Raw genomic sequence first — 20,936 nt, 5'->3', positions numbered from 1 at the left:
GCTTGGGAGGGCAATTCATGAACAACGACAAGATTGAACTGGCGTCAGCAGAGCGTCGCAACTTTCTGAAGCTGAGCGCAAGTGGCGCGTTCACAGCCGCATTGGTTGCCGGGGCTGGGGGTGTTTTGTGGTCTTCAGAGGCCGCCGCGCAAACCGCAAAAGAAGAGAGTGAGCGTGAGAAGGCCGCTGACCATGTTATGACGGTGGCGACAGCCTATGTGCTGGGCGCGTCGCGCAGCTATCCCATCATGCAGTTGGACCTGAAGGAAAACATCCAGAATGCCACCAACGGCAAGGTCTATGTCAAATTGGCCCCCGGTGGCCAGCTAGGCGCGGGCGGCGCGCTGGTGCAGAAAGTACAGGGTGGAACGATTCAGGCCGCGCAGCATTCTCTGTCGAATTTTGCGCCTTTTGCGTCCACGGTCGACCTGATCAACATGCCGTATCTGTGCGGGTCGAACCAGCGCTTCACCAACCTTGTCCATTCAGACACGTGGAAAAGCGAAGTCCACCCCAAGGTCGAGGCGGCTGGCTTCAAAGCCTTGTTCTACGTGAATATCGATCCGCGTGTTGTCGCAGTCCGGCAGGGTGGCAATGCGGTCATAACACCGGGGGACATGGGCGGGATCAAGTTCCGCGTTCCCGGTTCGAAGATGCTGCAACAATACTATCGCATGGTTGGTGCCAACCCGACGCCTGTGGCATGGGGTGAAACACCTTCGGCGATCAAGCAGGGTGTTGCCGACGCGCTCGACCCGTCAGTTGGAGCACTGTATGTCTTTGGTTTCAAGGACATCCTCAGCCATGTGACCTTCACGCAGGCCGTTCCGGACAGTCAGGTTTATTCCTGTAATCTGGAGTGGTTCAACTCGATGCCTGCAGACGTGCAGGAAGGCATCATGTGGGGTGCCGAGATGACCGGGCATCAGAACCTGTCCAAAGTTCCGTCGGCCCGCGCCTATGCCATGGCCGAGTTGAACAAAGCTGGTGTTGAATTCCATTCGCTCAGCGATGATCAGCTGGCGGAATGGCAGGATGCCGGTGGGTATCAGCGTTCGGAATGGGATCCGTTCAAGACGGAACTGGCCGGTTCGATGGACAACTTTGAGAAGCTGGTCGAAGCGGCTGGTACGCAGGGCAAATACTACGTCCACGACGCCTAAGGTGAAACCCGTGGGCGCCTGTCGGCGTCCACGATTCTTGTACCGCGCGGCCGACAGTGGCCCGTCAAGGCAGGTACGGACTGGGCTGTCCCATCGCCGGAGGATCAGATGACCGTTCTTCAGAACATTGACCGAAACGCCGAACGCTGGTTGCTGCTGGTGTTCTACGTGATGCTGGTGATCACCATGGCCATCGAGGTGCTGCGGCGCGAGATATTCGCCTATTCCTCGATCTGGGGCGAGGAAATCGTGCGGTATTCCTTTATCTATCTGGCTTGGATCGGTGCTGCTGCCGCGGTGAAAGAGCGCGCTCATATCCGGATCGATGTGATCATGCACTATGTCGGGCCGCGCCCCAAGGCACTGCTTTATATCTTCGGCGATCTGGTGATGTTCCTGGTGGCGATCATCGCACTCTATTGGTCGTATGAAGCCGTGCACGTTTCAGCCAAGTTTGGTTCCGTTACGGACGGATTGCGGATTTCCAAGGTTTGGTTCCTGATGGCCGTGCCGACCGGGTTTGCCCTGATGATCTGGCGGCTGATCCAATCCCTGTTGCGCGATCTGAAATGTCTTCGCGACGGCACGCCCGTCTTCGAAGGCGACAAACTGTTTGACTGAGGAGAGACCGGATGCTTTGGAACTCCCTCAATCAAACCGTTGAACTGGGCTGGGATTTTTATCTGCCGGTGATCCTGTTTGTTGCCCTGATCGCTTTGGCCGTACCGGTTTGGGCGGCCATTGGAATGGCTGCGATCGTAATGCTGATCATGTCCGGTGACCTTCCTCTCAGCCTTGTCGGAGAGAGCCTGTTTACCGGCATCGACGCTTTTGCCCTGACTGCCGTGCCCCTGTTTATCCTGACCGGGGATGTTCTGGTTCGGACGGGGTTGTCACGCAAGTTTCTGGATGTTGCCGAGGCTTTGACATGCTTCGCCAAGGGCGGCTTCGGATCGGCCACGGTGCTGGTCTGCGGAATGTTTGCCGCGATTTCGGGATCGGACGCCGCCGGGGCTGCTGCGGTTGGCAGGATGACCATCAACCGGTTGGTGGAAAGCGGGTATCCGCGCCCCTACGCCTGTGCTCTGGTCGCGGCCGGTGCCTGCACCGGCATCCTGATACCGCCCTCGATTGCCTATATCATCATCGGCCTTGTGCTGGGTATTTCCGCATCGACTCTTTTTCTGGCCGCCCTGATCCCGGGTCTGGCTATCCTGGTGTCGATCCTGATCACCAATATCATCATGAACCGCCTTTATGCATACGAAGGCGGCGGCATGATGACCATGGGGGAGTGGTTGGCCAATCTGGGCAAGGCGCTCAGGTCTGGCTGGTATGCCTTTATCGTGCCGGGGATTATCTTTTATGGCATCTTTTCGGGCCGACTTACGCCGACTGAGGCTGGTGCCACGGCTGTTGTTGTCACCATCATCATGGGCTTCATCTTGCGTACGCTGACATTGGCGGATTTTCCGTCGATGCTGGTCAGCTCTGCAAAGGTGAACGGGGTGATCCTGCCGATCATCGCGTTTTCAGCTCCGCTGGCCGAGGCGCTGGCGATCATGGGTGTTCCTCAGGGGTTTGTCACTTCGGTGACCTCGCTGACAGACGACCCATATCTGCTGATCCTGTTGATGATCGGCATCCTGATCGCAGCGGGCTGCGTCATGGAGACGACGCCGAATATCGTCATCCTGGCACCTATCCTGAAACCACTGGCGGACAATATCGGCATGAACGAGATACAGTTCTGCATCATGATGATCACCGCGCTGGGAGTGGGTTTTATCACCCCGCCGCTGGGGCTGAACCTGTTCGTCGTATCTGGCATTACCGGTGAATCCATTCTGAAGATTGCCGCCCGAGCCGTGCCTTTCGTATTGACCATGCTGATCGTGGTGATCCTGATCGCCTACGTGCCAGCCGTGTCGACAACATTGCTCCCTGAAATCTACCAATAGGACCTGCTGAACATGCCTCGTGAATATCTGAAAAAGGCAACTTTAACGGCTCAATCACACGCCTCAGAGGTGCATGATACGGTGAAGACAATTCTGACCGATATCGAGGCGGGCGGTGATGCAAAGGCAAGAGAATACGCCGCCAAGTTCGACAAGTACGAAGGGAATGTCTTGCTGACCCCGGCTGAGATTGAGGCCGCCTGTGCAAAAGTTTCCGAAAAGTTGAAAGCCGACATCCGTTTCGCTCACGACAATGTTCGGCGCTTTGCCGAGACGCAGAAAGCGACCGTTTCGGACGTCCAGACCGAGATTGTGCCAGGCTTCGTTGCTGGGCAGAAGGCAATCCCAGTGGACGCTGCGGGGTGTTACGTGCCGGGGGGGCGATACAGCCACATCGCCAGTGCGATTATGACAGTGACCACCGCGAAAGTTGCGGGATGTCGCCACATCACGGCCTGTTCGCCCCCGCGTCCCGGCGAAGGGGTCGCGCCTGCCATCGTTTATGCGGCGCATATCTGCGGGGCCGACAGCATTCTGGCCATGGGGGGCGTGCAGGGCGTTGCCGCCATGACCTACGGCCTGTTTGGTCTACCGCGCGCCAACATCCTTGTGGGTCCCGGCAATCAGTTCGTGGCCGAAGCCAAGCGCATCCTTTACGGCAAGGTCGGTATCGACATGATCGCAGGTCCGACCGACAGTTTGATCCTTGCCGATCAGTCTGCCGATGCGCATGTCGTCGCCACCGATTTGGTCAGTCAGGCCGAGCACGGATACAACTCGCCGGTCTGGCTGGTCACCGATGATCGCGACCTTGCGCAAAAGGTGATGGAACTGGTACCTGCGCTCATCGCCGATCTGCCGGAACTGAACCGCGAGAACGCCTCGGCCGCATGGCGCGATTATGCCGAGGTTATCGTCTGTTCCAACCGCGAAGAGATGGCCGCCTGTTCCGACGAATATGCACCTGAGCATCTGACGGTTCAGGCTGAGGAACTGGATTGGTGGCTGGAACGACTGACCTGTTATGGATCGCTGTTTCTGGGCGAGGAAACAACCGTGTCGTACGGAGATAAGGCGACCGGTACGAACCATGTTCTGCCAACCTCGGGCGCGGCCAGCTATACTGGCGGGCTGAGTGTCCATAAATACATGAAGATCGTGACGTGGCAGAGGGCCACCCGCGAAGGGTCAAAGCCCATCGCCGAAGCGACCGCGCGGATATCGCGGTTGGAAGGAATGGAAGGTCACGCCCGCGCCGCAGATGTGCGTCTTGCGAAGTATTTCCCGGACGAGCAGTTCGACTTGACCGCCGATGGATGACCCGCGCTCATTGTTTGACCTGACTGGCCGGGTGGCGTGTATCACCGGTGCCAGCTCGGGACTTGGGCGGCAAGTGGCACGGACTCTTGCCGCGGCAGGTGCGCGTGTTGTCGGCGTGGCCCGGCGCGGCGAGGCATTGGCGCAGATGCAGGCAGAGATTGGCACGCGCGCTGCAACGGTTGTTGCAGACGTTGCAGATCGCGATGGGGCAGATGCGTTGACACAGGCCGTCGCTTCCAAGTTTGGCCCCCCCGACATTCTGGTCCATGCGGCTGGGCTGAACACGCGTGAGGCCGCCGATGATGTTACTCCTGAGGGGTGGGATGCCACGCTTGCCCTGAACCTGAGCGCGCCGTTCTTCCTTAGCCAAGCCATGGTGCCGACAATGAAGGAAAAGGGGTGGGGGCGAATTGTAAATTTCGCCTCGCTGCAAACAACACGGGCATTTCCAGGTGGTATCGCCTATGGCGCGTCCAAGGCGGGGATCGGGCAGTTGACACGCGCCATGGCCGAGGCGTGGTCGCCCTTTGGCATAAACGCCAACGCCATCGGACCGGGGTTCTTTCCCACCGAACTGACGCAGGCTGTGTTCGACGACCCCAAGCGCGCGGAACGGAACGCCGCGCAAACCTGTATCGGACGCAATGGGCGGATGCAGGATATCGACGGGCCGATCCTGTTCTTATGCTCTCGGGCGTCTGACTATGTCACGGGACAGGTTCTGATGGTTGACGGAGGGTTTACTGCCAAATGAAGGCTCTGGTTTACAAAGGTGTTGAACACATGGTGTTTGACGATGTGCCGAATGCCGAACCGGGCGCATCGGAACACCTGATCCGGGTCGAGGCGGTTGGCATCTGCGGATCGGACATGCACGCCTATCTGGGCCATGATGCACGTCGCCCAGCGCCCCTGATCCTCGGGCACGAGGCAGCCGGTGTCATAGCTGATGGTATCCGCGCCGGTGACCGGGTGACGATCAACCCGCTGGTAACCTGTGGCCAATGCGCGGAATGTCGGGCGGGTCGCGAGAATCTGTGCCCGGACCGCCAGATCATCTCGATGCCACCGCGCGAAGGGGCGTTCGCGCAATATGTCTCAATGCCAGGCAGAAATCTTGTCGACGTGCCCGATGATGTCCCTTTCGCCAAGGCTGCGCTGGCTGAACCTCTGGCCGTAAGCTGGCACGCAGTCAGACTGGGGATCGAGGCTCTGCTTTCAGCGATGGACCGCCGCGCCTTGGTGATTGGCGGAGGGGCCATTGGCCTTGCGGCGGCCTTGGCCCTGCGGGCGCAGGGTATTGAAGACGTTACAATCGCGGAACCAAACGCGTTGCGCCGGACTTATCTGGCGGAAATCGAAAGTTTTGCACTTGTGGATGCGCCCAATGGGTCTTTCCCGTTGGTCATTGATGCTGTTGGATATGCCGCGACACGGTCGGTCGCTTCGGCTCTGGTCGCGCCGGGTGGCGTGATCGCGCATGTCGGATTGGGTGAAGATGCCGGAGGTCTGGACGTGCGTCGCATGACCTTGCAGGAGATCACCTTTATCGGAACCTACACCTACACCGCGCAGGATTTCCGCGAGACGGCTCAGGCGATCTTTGACGGCCGTCTTGGCGCACTGAATTGGGTTGAAGAGCGTGCACTGGCCGATGGCGCGCAGGCGTTTCGCGATATCCGCTCTGGCTCCGTAGCCGCACCAAAGATTATCCTGAGACCCTGGGGATAAACCTGACAGAACTGGAGGCCACCATGTACAAGAAAATTCTGGTCCCGATGGCTTTGGATCACGGCATTTCACAGCATACGCTGGAAGTCGCGCGTGCCTTGTCCGAAAACGGGGCCGAGATCATAGGCTTACATGTCTACGAAATGCCACAGGGATCGGTCAGCGCCTATCTGGACAAGTCCGCAGTGGCCGAAGGGTTCGAACGTGCGAGGGGGGCATTGTTGCAAAAGGTTGACGGGCTCGACGGTGTGAAAGCCGAAATCATCAAAGGGCACACCGCCCGCACCATCATTGACTACGCGACCAGCAACAATGTGGACTGCATTGTTATAGGTTCCCACAAACCGGACCTGAGCGACTATTTTTTGGGATCGACAGCGTCACGCGTCGTTCGTCATGCCCCCTGCGCTGTACATGTACACCGCAGAACCTGATTTCCTTCATCGCGCCATGCGCCCCAACAGGACCAACAGCCCGACCATGAACATAAACAAGAAGATAACCGACGATCTGGTGGCCAACGATATCTCGTTCGTCACCACCGTCCCCTGCAAGCAACTGGCAGGCGTAATCGCTGAAATCGACCAGCGAGAGGACATCTATCACATCCCGTCCAACAAGGAAGACGAGGGGATGGGCCTGTGCGCTGGGGCATGGATGGGCGGCAAGCGTCCCGCGATCATCATGCAAAACACCGCAATCGGAGTGACGATCAACACGCTGGCGACACTGATCCAGTATTATCGCATGCCTTTGCCCATGCTGATTTCCTATCGCGGAGAGCTGCGCGAACCGGTTGCCTGCCAGGTTGAAATGGCTGTGCATACAAAAGCGCTGTTGGCTCAGTTGAATATCCCGACTTATCACTTCCACCATCAGTCAGATGTTGAGGAACTCGACGCGATCCTCAAATACACCTTTATGTGCAACAAACCGGTCGCCATTTTGACCGATGCCAGTTTCTGGGGAGGCTATGGCGACCAATGATCCGTTCTGAAATTCTGAAAGAAATCGCTCCGATCCTGCGCGATCAGCTTGTTGTTTGTAACATCGGCATTCCAAGTCAGGAACTGCATGCCATCGACGACCAGCCCACCAATTTCTACATGCTGGGCACGATGGGGCTGGCCTCATCCATCGGTCTGGGTCTGGCCTTGTCGCAGCCCAAGCCTGTTATCGTGATCGATGGGGATGGGTCGGTCCTGACCAATCTGGGTACCTTGCCGACCATCGCCAATAACGTGGCGGACAACTATATCCTGTTGATCGTCGACAATGGGTCGTACGGGTCCACTGGGGATCAGCCGACATATGCGGGGCAGAAGACCTCTCTGGCGAAAATGGCGGAAGCCGCAGGATGCGAGCGCGTAATCGAATGTCAGGCCGAAGATACCGGCCGCGTGCTGCAAGAAGCGCTGGATTCGAAACAGATGACCATCATCGTGGCCAAGTGTGAAAGCGGAAATGCCAAGATGCCGGTTATCACGATGGATCCGGTGGTGATCCGCGACCGGTTCATGAAGGCCGTACAGGCCTGATGCTATCCAGCGCTATCCACAGTTCCGAAGACGCGCGCCGCCTGGCCCGGCGGCGCCTGCCGTGGATGGTGTTTGACTATATCGATGGGTCTGCCGGGGCCGAGGTTGGCGCAACCCGAAACAGGGCTGCACTGGATGCGCAGATCCTTCGTCCACGGATTCTGAAAGACGTCAGTGAAAGGTCGCTTGCTTGTTCCGTCTTTGGCAGGTCGACCCAGCGCCCGTTTGGCATCGCACCGATGGGTATGTGCAACCTGTCGGCCCCCGGTGCAGACCTGATGCTGGCACGTCTTGCGGCGCGGTACGAGGTGCCGCTTGGGGTATCAACCGTCGCATCGACTCCGATGGAAGACCTGATTCTCGAGGCAGAAGGACATGCCTGGTTTCAACTGTATTTCAGCGGTGATGGCAGTGGTACATTCAAGCTGGTCGAGCGCGCAAAGTCAGCGGGGTACGAAACACTGGTGCTGACGGTGGACGTGCCCGAAGTGGGGCGTCGCCCGCGTGAATTGCGCCATGGGTTCAGGATGCCGTTCAAAATGGGCCTGAAACAGGTGCTTGATTTTGCGCTTCATCCGCGGTGGTCGCTGTCCACGCTGCTGCGGGGCAAGCCCGGTATGGCGAATTTCCTGATGGGCGGATATGATTTTGATCGTCGGGAAAGCCGGGCCAAGGCGACTTGGGAGACTTTGGCCCGTCTGCGCGAACAGTGGGCCGGGAAGCTGGTGGTCAAAGGCGTTCTGGATGCTGAAGACGCGTTGCGCCTCAAGTCGGCAGGTGTCGATGCCATTCAGGTCTCAAGCCACGGAGGGCGCCAGTTGGACAGTGCGCCAGCGCCGATTGCCGTATTGCCGGAAATTCGGAACGCCGTCGGTCCGGATTATCCGCTGTTTTACGACAGCGGTTTGCGCTCGGGCGAGGATGTTTTGAAAGCCTTGGCAAACGGGGCAGATTTTGCCTTCTTCGGCCGCATCCTGCAATTTGCAATCGCGGCAGAAGGGGAAGAAGGGCTTGAGCAGCTGTGGTCTGTGCTGAGTGATGAAATGAGTATTGCCATGGCGCAGATGGGCGTTTCGTCGCTGGACGAGGTGCGACGCGCAACCTGAACCAAATATGGAGAACGACCCGAGGCGTACCTTCGAGTCTTTCCTATGCTGGTTTAACCGCGGCGTCTGCGGCGGCGTCCACCGCCTGTTTCGCTTTCTCCGCCTGTGTTGAAGCTTGGATTGGGCAACGTGACAACCTGCGCCAGTTCCGGGAACGGATCGGTCTTGTGCGGGATCGCGTTGGCGGCCACGAAATGATCTTGGAACTTCGGCTCAATTGCGGTTTCGATCTTGGTGATCTCGCGCACGACGCGTTCGATTTCAGCGCGTGATCCGATATTGCACAGCGCAATCCGCGCGCCTGTACCAGCGGCGTTACCCGCGCTGGTGACCTTGTCCAGCGGAGCATCAGGGATCATGCCCAGAACCATTGCGTGCTTGGTTGAAATATGGGCGCCAAAGGCACCGGCCAGAACCACTCGATCCACCTTGTCGACTTCCATCTCGTCCATCAGCAGACGCGCACCGGCATAAAGCGCGGATTTGGCCAGTTGGATGGCGCGGATGTCGCCTTGCGTGACAGTGATGCGGGGGCCACCTTCGGCGCTGGCATCGTGAATCAGGTAAGCGTGAGTGCGGCCTTCGGGGATGCAGCGGGCCGTTCCAGTCTGCTCGGCCGATCCGATCAGGCCGCTTTCATCCAGAAGGCCGGCCATACGCATCTCGGCCACAGCTTCGATAATGCCCGAGCCGCAGATACCGGTGATACCAGTGGTGGCGACATCAAGGTCAAAGCCGTCTTCGTCCGACCATTTCTCGGACCCAATGATGCGAAAGCGGGGTTCCTTGGTGAGGGGATCGATTTCGATCCGCTCGATCGCGCCGGGTGCTGCGCGCTGGCCAGAACTGATCTGAGCGCCTTCAAACGCAGGCCCGGTGGGTGAGGAACAGGCCAGAACTCGGCTGGTGTTGCCCAGCAGGATTTCGGCATTGGTGCCCACATCGACGATCAGAACCAAATCCTCGGAAATACCGGGTTCCTCGGACAGGGCAACCGCCGCACAATCCGCGCCTACATGGCCCGCGATGCAAGGTAGGATATAGACCTGCGCGCGAGGGTTCATGTTGGTCAGTTCCATCTCGCGTGCGGGCAGGGACATCGACTCGGACGATGCCAAGGCAAAAGGCGCCTGACCCAGCTCCACCGGGTCCAGACCCAGAAGCAGATGGTGCATGACCGGGTTGCAGACAAACACCGTTTCCACGATCAGCGCGGTGTCAATGCCGGCTTCTTCAGCGATTGAGGTGGTCAGATCATTGATCGCCTCGCGCACGGCTTTTGTCATTTCCTGATCCCCGCCGGGGTTCATCATGGAATATGAAACACGGCTCATCAGGTCTTCGCCAAAGCGGATTTGCGGGTTCATCAGGCCCGATGAGGCCTTGACCTCGCCGGTTTCCAAGTCGGTCAGGTGAGCCGCAATCGTAGTTGAGCCAAGGTCGATGGCCAGCCCATACAGCCCGCCTTCGTGCAAGCCGGGCCAGATTTCGACAATGCGTGCGACGCTGTCCTTGTGACCTTTGTGAACGGCCACAGTGACTTCCCATTTGCCTTTGCGCAGAACCGGTTGCAACTTGGACAAAAGTGACAGGTCCGCCGTGACCGCGTCAATATTCCACTGTTCGCGCAGCGCGCGTTCAAGGCGCTCCAGATCACCGGTTGGCGAATGCATGTCGGGTTCTTCGACCACCACGAAATACAGACGAGTTGCCGGATCCATGGTGATGGCGCGTGCGGTGGCGGCTTTGCGAACGACCTGACGATGTACCTGGCTTTCCGGCGGCACGTCGATCACGACATCGCCCTGAACCGAGGCCTGACAGCCCAGACGACGACCGGGTTTCAGGCCACGCTTGTCGTCATATCGCTGCTCGACCGCGTTCCATTCGCTCAGCGCATCCTGGGCCACCGTGACGCCGTGCTTGGGAAACTCGCCATAGCTTGGGGTGATCTGACACTTTGAACAGATACCACGGCCCCCGCAGACCGAATCCAGATCCACTCCCAATTGGCGGGCTGCGGTTAGAATTGGCGTGCCGACAGGAAAATGCCCGCGTTTGCCGGACGGGGTAAAGACGACAAGTGGGTCGGTGGTCATGAGTGACATGCCTTTTTGTGTTCGCGCGTTTTCCCGGCAAGATATGGGTTTGAGCGCAAAGGGAAAGGGCCAACAGCGGCACGATTTGCGCGGCATGCGTCGTTTTCTTTGGCTGTATAGGCAACTGGAGCCACAGAGTTGCCCCCAAGGGCTTTTCCTTTGGTTCAATCCATGCAATAGGGTCACCGCCAAACGGGCTTTTGCATGGGGTATTCAGATGCAGATTCGTGAGGCACTCACCTTTGACGACGTTCTTCTGGTTCCGGCCGCATCTTCAGTGCTGCCGGCAACAGCGGACACAACCACGCGTGTTACGCGTGAGATTACCATGAACATCCCGCTGCTGAGCTCGGCTATGGACACGGTAACCGAGGCGCGCATGGCCATTGCCATGGCACAGGCAGGCGGTATTGGGGTCATCCACAAGAACCTTTCCGTAGAAGAGCAGTCTCGCGAGGTTCGCCGCGTCAAACGGTTCGAGTCGGGTATCGTCTATAGCCCTGTTACCTTGCGCGCGGATCAAACCCTGGCCGATGCGAAGGCTCTGGTCGAGCGCTATAATTTCACCGGCTTCCCGGTAGTTGACGCGGATGGCCGCGTGGTTGGTATCGTAACCAACCGGGATATGCGCTTTGCCAATTCCGACGACACGCCGATCAAGGCGATGATGACCTCGGAAAACCTGGCAATGCTGAAAGAACCCGCCGATCTGGAAGAAGCCAAAAGCCTGATGCGGGCCCGTCGTATCGAAAAGCTGCTGGTGGTCGACGGCACGGGAAAACTGACAGGTCTGCTAACGCTGAAAGACACCGAACAGGCGGTTCTGAATCCAACTGCGTGCAAAGACCGGCTTGGCCGCCTGCGAGTGGCTGCCGCGACTTCGGTTGGGGACGCGGGTTTTGAGCGGTCCGAGCAGCTGGTGGCTTCGGGCGTGGATATCATCGTCGTCGATACGGCGCATGGTCATTCTCAGGGCGTGCTGGATGCGGTCAGACGGGTCAAGACTCTGTCGAACGAGGTTCAGATCATTGCCGGAAACGTGGCCACAGGCGAGGCGACCAAGGCGCTGATCGACGCGGGTGCTGACGCCATCAAGGTGGGCATTGGCCCCGGCTCGATCTGTACAACTCGCATGGTGGCGGGCGTTGGTGTCCCTCAGCTGACCGCGATCAGTGATTGTGCGGCTGCGGCGGGGGATGTTCCAGTCATTGCGGATGGTGGCATCAAGTTCTCGGGCGATTTTGCCAAGGCAATTGCGGCCGGCGCGTCTTGCGCCATGGTCGGTTCGATGATCGCGGGCACAGATGAAAGCCCGGGTGAGGTCATTTTGTATCAGGGCCGGTCGTTCAAATCCTATCGCGGTATGGGCAGTCTTGGTGCGATGGCGCGCGGATCGGCGGATCGGTATTTCCAGAAGGACGCGGCAAATGACAAGCTGGTACCCGAAGGGATCGAAGGGCAGGTTCCTTACAAAGGATCAGCCAGCGCAGTGATCCACCAGCTTGTTGGTGGTTTGCGCGCTGCGATGGGATACACCGGCTGCGCGACTGTCGAAGAGATGCGCAGAAACTGCCAATTCGTGAAGATCACGGGCGCAGGTTTGAAAGAGAGCCACGTACACGATGTTCAGATCACACGTGAAAGCCCGAACTACCGACTGATGTAAGCCGTTGCGCATGACATACGGCACCCATGCACGGGGTGCCGTAGTGATTTTGGATTGGCCTGTCACGGCCTGTTTCAGCCAAGGTAATCCGTGATGACACCTGCTGCCCGCGTTCAGGCCTCGATTGAAATTCTGGACGACATTCTGGCCGGGGCCCCGGTTGAAAAGGCGCTGACCGGCTGGGCACGGCGCAGCAGGTTTGCGGGCTCCAAGGATCGGGCAGCTATTCGCGATCATGTGTTTGATGCTTTGCGTTGCAAACGCTCGTTTGCTGCGTTGGGTGGTTCCGGAACTGGCCGCGGCCTGATGATCGGCGCAATTCGCGCATCGGGTGAAGATCCGGTTGAGTTGTTTACCGGCGACCGCCACGCGCCCGAAGCCCTTAAAAATGACGAAGTATCAAGGGATTTTGAATCCGAAGCCGAGAGATATGATTTTCCTGACTGGCTGTGGCCAAAGCTCGTCGCGTCCTTGAACGATGCCGCCGTGCCTTGCGCATTGGCATTGCAAGAGCGCGCCCCGGTTTTTCTGCGGGTCAATCTGTTGAAAACGGATGTAACCCGGGCGATTGATGCTTTGGCGACCGACAGTATTTCAGCCCGTCCAACACCGTTATGCGAGACTGCTCTGGAGGTGACAGAAGGGGCGCGTCGGATCGCGCAAAGTCAGGCTTACGCTCAGGGTTTGGTCGAGCTTCAGGATGCGGCAAGTCAGGCTGTCGTTGCTGCCTTGGATCTGCGCCCTGGAATGCGCGTTTTGGACTACTGCGCCGGAGGCGGTGGCAAGTCGCTTGCGATTGCGGCCAACAAGGGTGTCGAAGTGTACGCTCATGATGTGAATGCGCGCCGAATGAAGGATGTTCCGGCGCGGGCAGAACGGGCAGGGGCCAGAATAACCATCCTGAACAGCGCCGAACTAGCTGGTCACGGGCCTTTTGACGTCGTTTTGGCTGACGCCCCGTGTTCTGGCAGCGGTTCGTGGCGGCGCGCACCGGCAGGCAAATGGGCGTTGACTGAAGAACGTTTGCAAGAACTCACGGTCATTCAGGCTGACATTCTCGCAGATATCACGCCGTTGGTCCAAGCAGGTGGAGTGCTGGCTTATGCAACGTGTTCGGTTCTAGCCGACGAGAACGATGCGGTTGTCGACAGGTTTCTGGCGCAACATGCGGGCTGGCGCGAAACCTTCCGGCACGCATGGCAGGTAACGCGCGGGTCCGATGGGTTCTTTGCGTCACACTTGACGCGCTGATCTTTCAGTAAATACAACCTTGGGTAGCTAACTTGTTTTTTAACGCCGTTAGGCGAGTGTTAACCAATTCTACCTGTTATTACCGCAAAACCTGTGCCCGAGCCGTTTATGCCTGACATTACTGAATTTGTTCCAGCCCCTTCAGCCGCCAATACTCCATCGGTGTTTCGGATCGGGTCGTTGGTGTTTGTGGCGCTGTTGATCAGCCTGGCACCTGCGGTTGGGTTTCTGCCGTCGGATTGGACAAAAGGTTTGCTGGCAACAGGCATTTCACTTTTGGTTGTGGCGCTTTTGTTTGGGATCAAGGGGGCGATTGCAAACAGGCATTTGCATCAGATATCGGCCCTTTTGGCCGCTTTCGCAGAGCGCGAGGATGCTCCGGTTGTGATCTCGAACAGGTATGGTGACATATTGGCCGCGAACGTCCTGGCGGAGAAAAAGTTGGGGGCCGTACGGGGCGAAACCCTGGCCCACTGTTTACGCTCCAAGTTTGCCAATCCATCGGCGATCTTACTGACCCTGCAATCACGTGCGCAAGCTGCGGGACGCGCCCGGAGCGAGTTTCCCGGTGGCGACCGGTCCATTTCAGTTTCCGTGCATCGATTGAGGCCGGGGCTGTTCTGCTGGAGCTTTAACTGCGTTCAACAGGATAGCTGGCAAACCCTTGGCTTGCCGGTTGTAACCATTGGACGCGCAGGAGATGTATTGCGCGTCAATGCCACGGCCGAGCGTTTGTTTGGTGCGCACCCTGCCGGAGTGCAGGATATTTTCAGCGAAGCAGAACCGCGGATTGGGGCTGTCAACGCGGTCAGGACCCGCGATGGTCATATTCTGGCAGCCGTGTCCGAATTTTCTCAATCCGGGTCGGAACGAAGCCTTTGTTTGTTACCGATTACGCAGATGCCCGCACAGGATGCGGTCATGTCCTTCTCTGACCTTCCGGTTCCAATCCTCAGACTTTCCGAGGACGGCATCATTCTGGACAGTAATCGGCTGGCGGCGAAACTGTTGGGAAAGAAGCAGCTTGAAGGCAGTAACATCAGCGACATCATGCGGGGCGTAGGGGGCCCTGTGCTGGATTGGTTGAAACGAACCGAGGCGCATGAAGAAACGCAGCGATCAGAGTTTTTGCAGTTCATTAGGGACGACAAAGAAATCTTTGTTCAAGTCACCCTGAGCCGTGTGTTTGTCGATGGAAAGATATGCCTGATCGCGGTTCTGAACGATGCGACTGAACTGAAGACTCTGGAAGCTCAATTCGTTCAGGGCCAGAAGATGCAGGCCGTAGGGCAATTGGCCGGAGGTGTTGCACATGATTTCAACAACCTGCTGACGGCCATTTCCGGTCACTGCGATCTGCTGCTGTTGCGCCATGACCAGAATGACCCGGACTACGGGGATTTGGTGCAGATCAATCAGAATGCCAACCGGGCCGCCGCGCTGGTCAGTCAGCTTTTGGCGTTTTCGCGAAAACAGACCCTCAGGCCGGAAGTGTTGGATCTGCGTGACACGATCTCGGACCTTATTCACCTGCTGAACCGTTTGGTTGGCGAGAAGGTGCAATTGACGCTGAGCCACGATCCGGTGCTCAAACCCGTGCGGGCGGACAAGCGTCAACTTGAGCAGGTGCTGATGAACCTTGTCGTTAACGCACGAGATGCCATGCCGGACGGTGGTGAAATTCGCATTGAAACCAGTGTGTTGACCCTTTTGCAGCCTCTCATGCGGGACAGGGCAACCGTACAACCGGGCGACTATGTGACAGTCAAGGTTGTGGATGGCGGTGTTGGTATCCCAGCAGATAAGCTGCAGAAGATTTTCGAACCCTTCTACACCACGAAACGAACTGGTGAGGGCACCGGGTTGGGGTTGTCAACAGCCTACGGGATCGTAAAGCAAACCGGTGGGTTTATCTTTGTCGACAGCGCAATTGGACGGGGCACCGAGTTCACTGTCTTTCTTCCGGTTTGCGCGACGACGTCCGAGGTCGAAACTGAATCGCCAGTCCAGCCCGAAGCCCGGAGCGCCAGGCAGGGCGAAGGCGTGGTGCTGCTGGTCGAGGATGAGGCGCCTGTTCGCGCCTTTGCGACCCGCGCCCTGCGACTGAAGGGTTACACCGTGCTCGAGGCGGACTCGGCGGAAGAGGCGCTTCGACTGCTTGAAGATTCCGCGTTAAGTGTTGATATATTCGTCACAGATGTTGTCATGCCAGGAATGGACGGGCCCACTTGGGTGCGCAAGGCCATGGAGACGCGCCCGGATGCGCGTGTGATTTTCGTGTCCGGGTATACCGAAGGCGTTTTCGGTGATACCGGTCCGGATATTGCCAACTCAACCTTCCTGCCCAAACCGTTTTCCCTCAACCAATTGACAGAGGCTGTGTTTCAACAACTCAATTGATGGATCATAATGCGGCTTTGTGCAGCGCAAATTCTTCCGGTAAGGCATTTCGAAACTTCTGTTCGGTCGCAGGTGACAGATGCAAATCTCCCGGAGGCGATACGTTTTCGCGCTTCAGGTCGATCTGCATGTCCAGACGTGTTTGCAGAAAGTCCAACACCTTGTCCTGATGTTCGTATTTGAAGATATGACGAGCGCCAGAACTGTCGTTGCGGGTACGGAAAAATTGCGCCTGGCTGCCGACGTTGGCAAATTCGGGACGTGTGTCCTGCAAATAGGCTTGCACGAACGTGTCAAAACTCATGTCACGTGTCGAGCGTAGTTGACCTATCAAATCTTCGCGACTGCGGAACCGGTACCAGCTGCCCAGCCAATCCACCGGCTCGCGTACAACGGCCATAATTTCCATCTCGGTATCAAACAGTTTTCGAAACATGGTCTGGAAAAACCGGTCATACCGACGCACCGGGGCGTGTTTAAGCTCTGGTGGATGTGAAACGATGAGATCTGCCCGGTCACGCAACGCCGTATGATAAGCCGTGCTTCCAGTCTTGGGGACAGAAAGAAAAGCCAGTCGTTCTTTATAAAAAACAAGCATTTACCGATCCCCAAGATTGCCATGTTACTTGTGCAGATTGTCGTAAACGACTCTTTAACACAATTGCAGAAGACTGATTTCTGTAAGTTTTGGTTGAAATGTTCTCTTTTTGATCTCATAAGGAACAAGAGGCGAACAAAGCAGCGATTGCCGCCCGATTAAGGGTGTGACAAAAGGGAAGGCGACAGGACAATGGCGGATCTTCTGACAATGAGCGACAAGAAAAACGCAGACAAGCAAAAGGCGCTCGACAGTGCGCTGGCCCAGATCGAACGGCAGTTCGGCAAGGGATCGATCATGAAGCTGGGTGAAGATGCCCGGCAGGACATCGAGGCGAGCTCGACCGGGTCGCTGGGTCTGGATATCGCGCTGGGTATCGGCGGACTGCCGATGGGGCGTATTGTTGAGATTTATGGGCCTGAGAGCTCGGGCAAAACCACTTTGACCCTTCATTGCATTGCTGAGCAGCAAAAGCGGGGTGGAGTTTGCGCGTTCGTGGATGCGGAACACGCGCTGGACCCGCAATATGCACGCAAGCTGGGTGTTGATCTGGATGAGCTTCTGATCTCGCAGCCCGATACCGGTGAGCAGGCGCTTGAAATCACGGATACTCTGGTGCGCTCGGGCGCGGTCAATATGGTTGTTGTCGACTCGGTCGCTGCCCTGACGCCGAAATCGGAACTCGAAGGGGACATGGGCGACAGCAGTGTCGGTGTGCAGGCCCGACTGATGAGCCAGGCGATGCGCAAACTGACAGGCTCGATCAGCCGCTCGAACTGCATGGTCATCTTCATCAACCAGATCCGGATGAAGATCGGCGTAATGTTCGGCAGTCCGGAAACCACAACCGGTGGCAACGCGCTGAAATTCTATAGCTCGGTTCGGCTGGATATCCGCCGGATTGGCGCGATCAAGGACCGGGATGAGGTGGTCGGGAACCAGACCCGCGTAAAAGTTGTGAAGAACAAGGTGGCCCCGCCGTTCAAGCAGGTCGAGTTCGACATCATGTATGGCGAAGGCATCTCGAAGATGGGCGAATTGCTGGATTTGGGTGTCAAAGCCGGTGTTGTCGAAAAGTCCGGGTCTTGGTTCAGCTATGGTGATGAGCGGATCGGGCAGGGGCGTGAGAACGCCAAACAATACCTGCGGGAAAACAGCCGGGTGGCGTTGGATATCGAAGACAAGATCCGCGCGGCGCATGGGCTGGAATTCGACTTGTCGCCAGGGTTTGCCGAGGATGACGATATTCTGGAGGCCTGATGCCCTGAGGCGGGTGATCCGTAGCCTCTGCGTAAAGACTGCAACAGTTGTAACAAGGCGGCCTGATCGGGTCGCCTTGTTTCGTTCCAGAGTGCCTCTGCTGTGGACACTCACTTGACGGGGGGCTAAACCAACGGAGACCAAGATATATGTGCGCCGAGAGAGCCCTATGCCAACCCTGAACGACATCCGATCGACTTTTCTGAACTACTTTGAAAAACAAGGGCATGAGGTCGTCGCGTCCAGCCCGCTGGTGCCGCGCAATGACCCGACGTTGATGTTCGTGAACTCAGGCATGGTGCAGTTCAAGAACTTGTTCACCGGTCTGGAAACCCGCGATTACAAACGCGCCACAACGGCCCAGAAATGTGTGCGGGCGGGCGGCAAGCACAACGACCTCGACAATGTTGGCTATACGGCGCGTCACCACACGTTTTTTGAGATGCTGGGGAACTTCTCATTCGGGGATTACTTCAAACATGAAGCGATCCCTTTTGCATGGGAGCTGATCACCAGGGAATTCGGTATCGACAAGACCCGCCTGTTGACCACGGTCTACCATACCGACGATGAAGCCTTTGAAATCTGGAAGAAGGTCGGTGTGCCCGAGGACCGGATCATCCGCATCGCCACCAATGACAATTTCTGGCAGATGGGCCCGACCGGACCTTGCGGTCCGTGCACTGAGATTTTCTATGATCACGGCGATCACATCTGGGGTGGCCCTCCGGGATCACCCGAGGAAGATGGCGACCGGTTCATCGAAATCTGGAACGTCGTTTTCATGCAGAACGAGCAGTTCGAAGATGGCTCGATGGTCGAGCTTGACTTGCAGTCCATCGACACCGGTATGGGGCTCGAACGGATTGGGGCGCTGTTGCAGGGCAGCCATGACAATTATGACACCGACCTGTTCAAGACCCTGATCGAGGCTTCGGCGGATGCGACCGGTGTCGATCCCTATGGCGACCAGAACGTGCATCACAGGGTGATCGCGGATCACCTGCGTTCGACCTCGTTCCTGATTGCAGACGGTGTGATGCCCAGCAATGACGGCCGCGGATACGTTCTGCGCCGGATCATGCGCCGTGCCATGCGCCATGCGCACCTGCTGGGTGCCAAGGATCCTGTCATGCATCGCCTGGTGCCTACACTGGTGCAGCAGATGGGCGGGCATTATTCTGAACTGAAACAGGCGCAACCGCTTATCGAAGAGACGCTGCTGCTGGAAGAAACCCGGTTCAAGCAGACACTGGACCGTGGTCTGAAGTTGCTGGATGATGAGGTTTCGGGGCTTTCCGAGGGGGCACCCCTGTCAGGTGAAGCGGCCTTTAAGCTTTACGACACTTATGGCTTCCCACTGGATCTTACGCAGGATGCGCTGCGTGAAAAGGGCCTGAGCGTCGACACGGACGGTTTTGATACCGCGATGGCCGAACAAAAGGCCAAGGCACGTGCCGCATGGGCCGGGTCAGGTGAAGCGGCGGATCAGGTCGTATGGTTCGATGTGCTGGATACCGCCGGTGCGACGGATTTCCTGGGCTACGATACCGAGAAAGCCGAAGCGCAGGTTGCTGCCCTCGTTGTTGATGGTGCACTGGTCGACAAGATCGACGCGGGCAGCAGCGGTTGGGTCGTCGTGAACCAGACCCCGTTCTATGGAGAGGCCGGTGGTCAGGTCGGTGATACTGGCGCGTTGCGTCGGCTGGAGGATCGCGATCACCTGAGCCGCGTGGAGGACACGAGGAAGTTTGCTGACGGCAAGGTCTATGCTCATAAGGTGGCGGTTCAAAGCGGAGTCATTTGCAAGGGCGACGCGGTAGAGCTTGAGGTTGATCATGCCCGCCGTTCCGCCATTCGCGCCAATCACTCGGCCACGCACCTGCTGCATGAAGCATTGCGCGAAACGCTGGGTGATCACGTGGCGCAGCGCGGTTCGCTGAACGCGGCGGATCGTCTGCGGTTCGACTTCAGTCATTCCAAAGCGCTGAGCCTGGAGGAAATCCAAAAAGTCGAACGTGAGGTGAACGATTTCATCCGCCAGAATTCGACTGTTGAAACCCGGGTCATGACACCCGACGACGCGCGCGCATTGGGTGCCCAGGCCCTGTTCGGCGAGAAATATGGTGACGAGGTTCGTGTTGTCTCTATGGGCAAGGCGCCAACAGGAAAAGGTCATGACGGAGATACGTGGTCGATAGAACTCTGTGGCGGCACACATGTGAGCCAGACAGGTGATATCGGCACCTTTGTTGTGTTGGGTGACAGCGCCAGCAGTGCTGGTGTGCGCCGGATCGAAGCGCTGACCGGCGATGAAGCCTTCCGCTATCTTTCGGCGCAAGATCAACGTCTGGCTCAGGTCGCATCGGAACTGAAAGCGCAACCGGACGACGTGGTGGCGCGCGTGAAAAGCCTTCTGGACGAACGCAAGGCCTTGCAGAACGAAGTGGCTCAGTTGCGCCGGGATCTGGCTATGGCTGGCGGGGCCGGTCAGGGCGGTGGTGCCGAGGCGCGGGATGTAAATGGCGTGAAATTCCTAGCGCAAGCCCTCAGCGGTGTTTCAGGCAAGGACCTTCCTGCGTTGATCGACGAACACAAAAGCCGACTTGGATCGGGTGCGGTGCTGCTGATTGCGGATACGGGCGGCAAGGCGGCCGTTGCGGCAGGTGTGACAGAAGACCTGACCGGACGGATTTCGGCGGTGGATCTAGTAAAAGCGGCCGTGATCGAGTTGGGCGGAAAAGGTGGCGGCGGCCGTCCTGACATGGCCCAGGGCGGTGGCAAGGATGCATCAAATGCAGATGCGGCAATCAAGGCCGCACAACAGGTTTTGGGAGGATAAT

General features: G+C 57.8%; 17 protein-coding genes. 15 read left to right on the top strand and 2 right to left on the bottom strand.

From position 1 onward, the window contains the following. Window positions 1–17 precede the first annotated feature (17 nt). From ACR3FC_RS01620 to ACR3FC_RS01575, 10 genes are all read left to right on the top strand, one after another. Complete coding sequence (locus tag ACR3FC_RS01620; RefSeq protein ID WP_480472866.1) at window positions 18–1,163, top strand: TRAP transporter substrate-binding protein; 1,146 nt, start codon at window positions 18–20, stop codon at window positions 1,161–1,163. A gap of 108 nt (window positions 1,164–1,271) precedes the next feature. Further along, window positions 1,272–1,784, top strand: a complete 513-nt coding sequence (locus ACR3FC_RS01615; protein WP_209503870.1) for a TRAP transporter small permease — start codon at window positions 1,272–1,274, stop codon at window positions 1,782–1,784. A gap of 11 nt (window positions 1,785–1,795) precedes the next feature. After that, window positions 1,796–3,124, top strand: a complete 1,329-nt coding sequence (locus ACR3FC_RS01610) for a TRAP transporter large permease (RefSeq protein ID WP_480472864.1) — start codon at window positions 1,796–1,798, stop codon at window positions 3,122–3,124. 12 nt (window positions 3,125–3,136) lie between these two features. Continuing rightward, a complete protein-coding gene (hisD, locus tag ACR3FC_RS01605; protein WP_480472862.1) occupies window positions 3,137–4,444 on the top strand; it encodes a histidinol dehydrogenase in 1,308 nt (435 codons plus the stop codon). Beyond that, window positions 4,437–5,198: an SDR family NAD(P)-dependent oxidoreductase gene (locus ACR3FC_RS01600; protein ID WP_480472860.1), complete on the top strand. Its 762-nt coding sequence runs from the start codon at window positions 4,437–4,439 to the stop codon at window positions 5,196–5,198. Before hisD ends, ACR3FC_RS01600 begins: the two co-directional genes overlap by 8 nt. After that, window positions 5,195–6,175, top strand: a complete 981-nt coding sequence (locus ACR3FC_RS01595; protein ID WP_480472858.1) for an alcohol dehydrogenase catalytic domain-containing protein — start codon at window positions 5,195–5,197, stop codon at window positions 6,173–6,175. Before ACR3FC_RS01600 ends, ACR3FC_RS01595 begins: the two co-directional genes overlap by 4 nt. A 23-nt stretch (window positions 6,176–6,198) precedes the next feature. Further along, complete coding sequence (locus tag ACR3FC_RS01590) at window positions 6,199–6,609, top strand: universal stress protein (RefSeq protein ID WP_480472856.1); 411 nt, start codon at window positions 6,199–6,201, stop codon at window positions 6,607–6,609. 46 nt (window positions 6,610–6,655) lie between these two features. Continuing rightward, entirely contained in the window at window positions 6,656–7,162 is a 507-nt protein-coding gene (comD, locus tag ACR3FC_RS01585; protein ID WP_480476743.1) for a sulfopyruvate decarboxylase subunit alpha, read from the top strand. Continuing rightward, window positions 7,159–7,713, top strand: a complete 555-nt coding sequence (gene comE / locus ACR3FC_RS01580; protein WP_209503877.1) for a sulfopyruvate decarboxylase subunit beta — start codon at window positions 7,159–7,161, stop codon at window positions 7,711–7,713. The genes comD and comE overlap by 4 nt, the downstream gene beginning before the upstream one ends. Further along, on the top strand, window positions 7,713–8,819 hold the full coding sequence (locus ACR3FC_RS01575; RefSeq protein WP_480472854.1) for an alpha-hydroxy acid oxidase: 1,107 nt from the start codon (window positions 7,713–7,715) through the stop codon (window positions 8,817–8,819). The genes comE and ACR3FC_RS01575 overlap by 1 nt, the downstream gene beginning before the upstream one ends. A gap of 53 nt (window positions 8,820–8,872) precedes the next feature. Here ACR3FC_RS01575 and ACR3FC_RS01570 read toward each other — a convergent pair whose 3' ends face one another. Then, complete coding sequence (locus ACR3FC_RS01570; RefSeq protein WP_480476741.1) at window positions 8,873–10,918, bottom strand: ASKHA domain-containing protein; 2,046 nt, start codon at window positions 10,916–10,918, stop codon at window positions 8,873–8,875. A 217-nt stretch (window positions 10,919–11,135) separates the two neighbouring features. Between ACR3FC_RS01570 and guaB the strand changes: the two genes are divergently transcribed. The 3 genes from guaB (at window position 11,136) to ACR3FC_RS01555 (ending at window position 16,235) form a co-directional block, all read left to right on the top strand. Next, on the top strand, window positions 11,136–12,584 hold the full coding sequence (guaB, locus tag ACR3FC_RS01565; RefSeq protein ID WP_480472852.1) for an IMP dehydrogenase: 1,449 nt from the start codon (window positions 11,136–11,138) through the stop codon (window positions 12,582–12,584). Window positions 12,585–12,677: 93 nt separating this feature from the next. After that, window positions 12,678–13,835 carry an RsmB/NOP family class I SAM-dependent RNA methyltransferase gene (locus ACR3FC_RS01560; RefSeq protein WP_480472850.1) on the top strand — a complete coding sequence of 386 codons (1,158 nt, stop codon included), beginning with the start codon at window positions 12,678–12,680 and terminating at the stop codon, window positions 13,833–13,835. A 108-nt stretch (window positions 13,836–13,943) separates the two neighbouring features. Next, complete coding sequence (locus ACR3FC_RS01555; RefSeq protein WP_480472848.1) at window positions 13,944–16,235, top strand: ATP-binding response regulator; 2,292 nt, start codon at window positions 13,944–13,946, stop codon at window positions 16,233–16,235. Window positions 16,236–16,239: 4 nt separating this feature from the next. Here the strand turns inward: ACR3FC_RS01555 and ACR3FC_RS01550 are convergent, their stop codons facing one another. Further along, the gene (locus tag ACR3FC_RS01550) at window positions 16,240–16,833 is read right to left on the bottom strand and encodes a sulfotransferase family 2 domain-containing protein (protein WP_480472846.1); all 594 of its coding nucleotides are present in this window, start codon (window positions 16,831–16,833) and stop codon (window positions 16,240–16,242) included. 192 nt (window positions 16,834–17,025) lie between these two features. On the opposite strand from ACR3FC_RS01550, the gene recA reads away from it, so the two are divergent. Beyond that, window positions 17,026–18,093: a recombinase RecA gene (gene recA, locus ACR3FC_RS01545; RefSeq protein WP_480472844.1), complete on the top strand. Its 1,068-nt coding sequence runs from the start codon at window positions 17,026–17,028 to the stop codon at window positions 18,091–18,093. A 169-nt stretch (window positions 18,094–18,262) separates the two neighbouring features. Further along, complete coding sequence (gene alaS / locus ACR3FC_RS01540; RefSeq protein WP_480472842.1) at window positions 18,263–20,935, top strand: alanine--tRNA ligase; 2,673 nt, start codon at window positions 18,263–18,265, stop codon at window positions 20,933–20,935. Window position 20,936: the final 1 nt, after the last annotated feature.

The organism is Ruegeria sp. AF3 (assembly GCF_056536285.1).
This window is presented reverse-complemented; position numbering and strand designations above follow the sequence as displayed.

Coding starts and splice junctions, on each gene's coding strand:
- alaS (WP_480472842.1), top strand. CDS start 18,263: ATGCCAACCCTGAACGACATCCGATCGACTTTTCTGAACTACTTTGAA.
- ACR3FC_RS01570 (WP_480476741.1), bottom strand. CDS start 10,918: ATGACCACCGACCCACTTGTCGTCTTTACCCCGTCCGGCAAACGCGGG.
- ACR3FC_RS01595 (WP_480472858.1), top strand. CDS start 5,195: ATGAAGGCTCTGGTTTACAAAGGTGTTGAACACATGGTGTTTGACGAT.
- recA (WP_480472844.1), top strand. CDS start 17,026: ATGGCGGATCTTCTGACAATGAGCGACAAGAAAAACGCAGACAAGCAA.
- hisD (WP_480472862.1), top strand. CDS start 3,137: ATGCCTCGTGAATATCTGAAAAAGGCAACTTTAACGGCTCAATCACAC.
- comD (WP_480476743.1), top strand. CDS start 6,656: ATGAACATAAACAAGAAGATAACCGACGATCTGGTGGCCAACGATATC.
- ACR3FC_RS01555 (WP_480472848.1), top strand. CDS start 13,944: ATGCCTGACATTACTGAATTTGTTCCAGCCCCTTCAGCCGCCAATACT.
- ACR3FC_RS01575 (WP_480472854.1), top strand. CDS start 7,713: ATGCTATCCAGCGCTATCCACAGTTCCGAAGACGCGCGCCGCCTGGCC.
- ACR3FC_RS01620 (WP_480472866.1), top strand. CDS start 18: ATGAACAACGACAAGATTGAACTGGCGTCAGCAGAGCGTCGCAACTTT.
- ACR3FC_RS01590 (WP_480472856.1), top strand. CDS start 6,199: ATGTACAAGAAAATTCTGGTCCCGATGGCTTTGGATCACGGCATTTCA.
- ACR3FC_RS01560 (WP_480472850.1), top strand. CDS start 12,678: ATGACACCTGCTGCCCGCGTTCAGGCCTCGATTGAAATTCTGGACGAC.
- guaB (WP_480472852.1), top strand. CDS start 11,136: ATGCAGATTCGTGAGGCACTCACCTTTGACGACGTTCTTCTGGTTCCG.
- ACR3FC_RS01615 (WP_209503870.1), top strand. CDS start 1,272: ATGACCGTTCTTCAGAACATTGACCGAAACGCCGAACGCTGGTTGCTG.
- comE (WP_209503877.1), top strand. CDS start 7,159: ATGATCCGTTCTGAAATTCTGAAAGAAATCGCTCCGATCCTGCGCGAT.
- ACR3FC_RS01550 (WP_480472846.1), bottom strand. CDS start 16,833: ATGCTTGTTTTTTATAAAGAACGACTGGCTTTTCTTTCTGTCCCCAAG.
- ACR3FC_RS01610 (WP_480472864.1), top strand. CDS start 1,796: ATGCTTTGGAACTCCCTCAATCAAACCGTTGAACTGGGCTGGGATTTT.
- ACR3FC_RS01600 (WP_480472860.1), top strand. CDS start 4,437: ATGGATGACCCGCGCTCATTGTTTGACCTGACTGGCCGGGTGGCGTGT.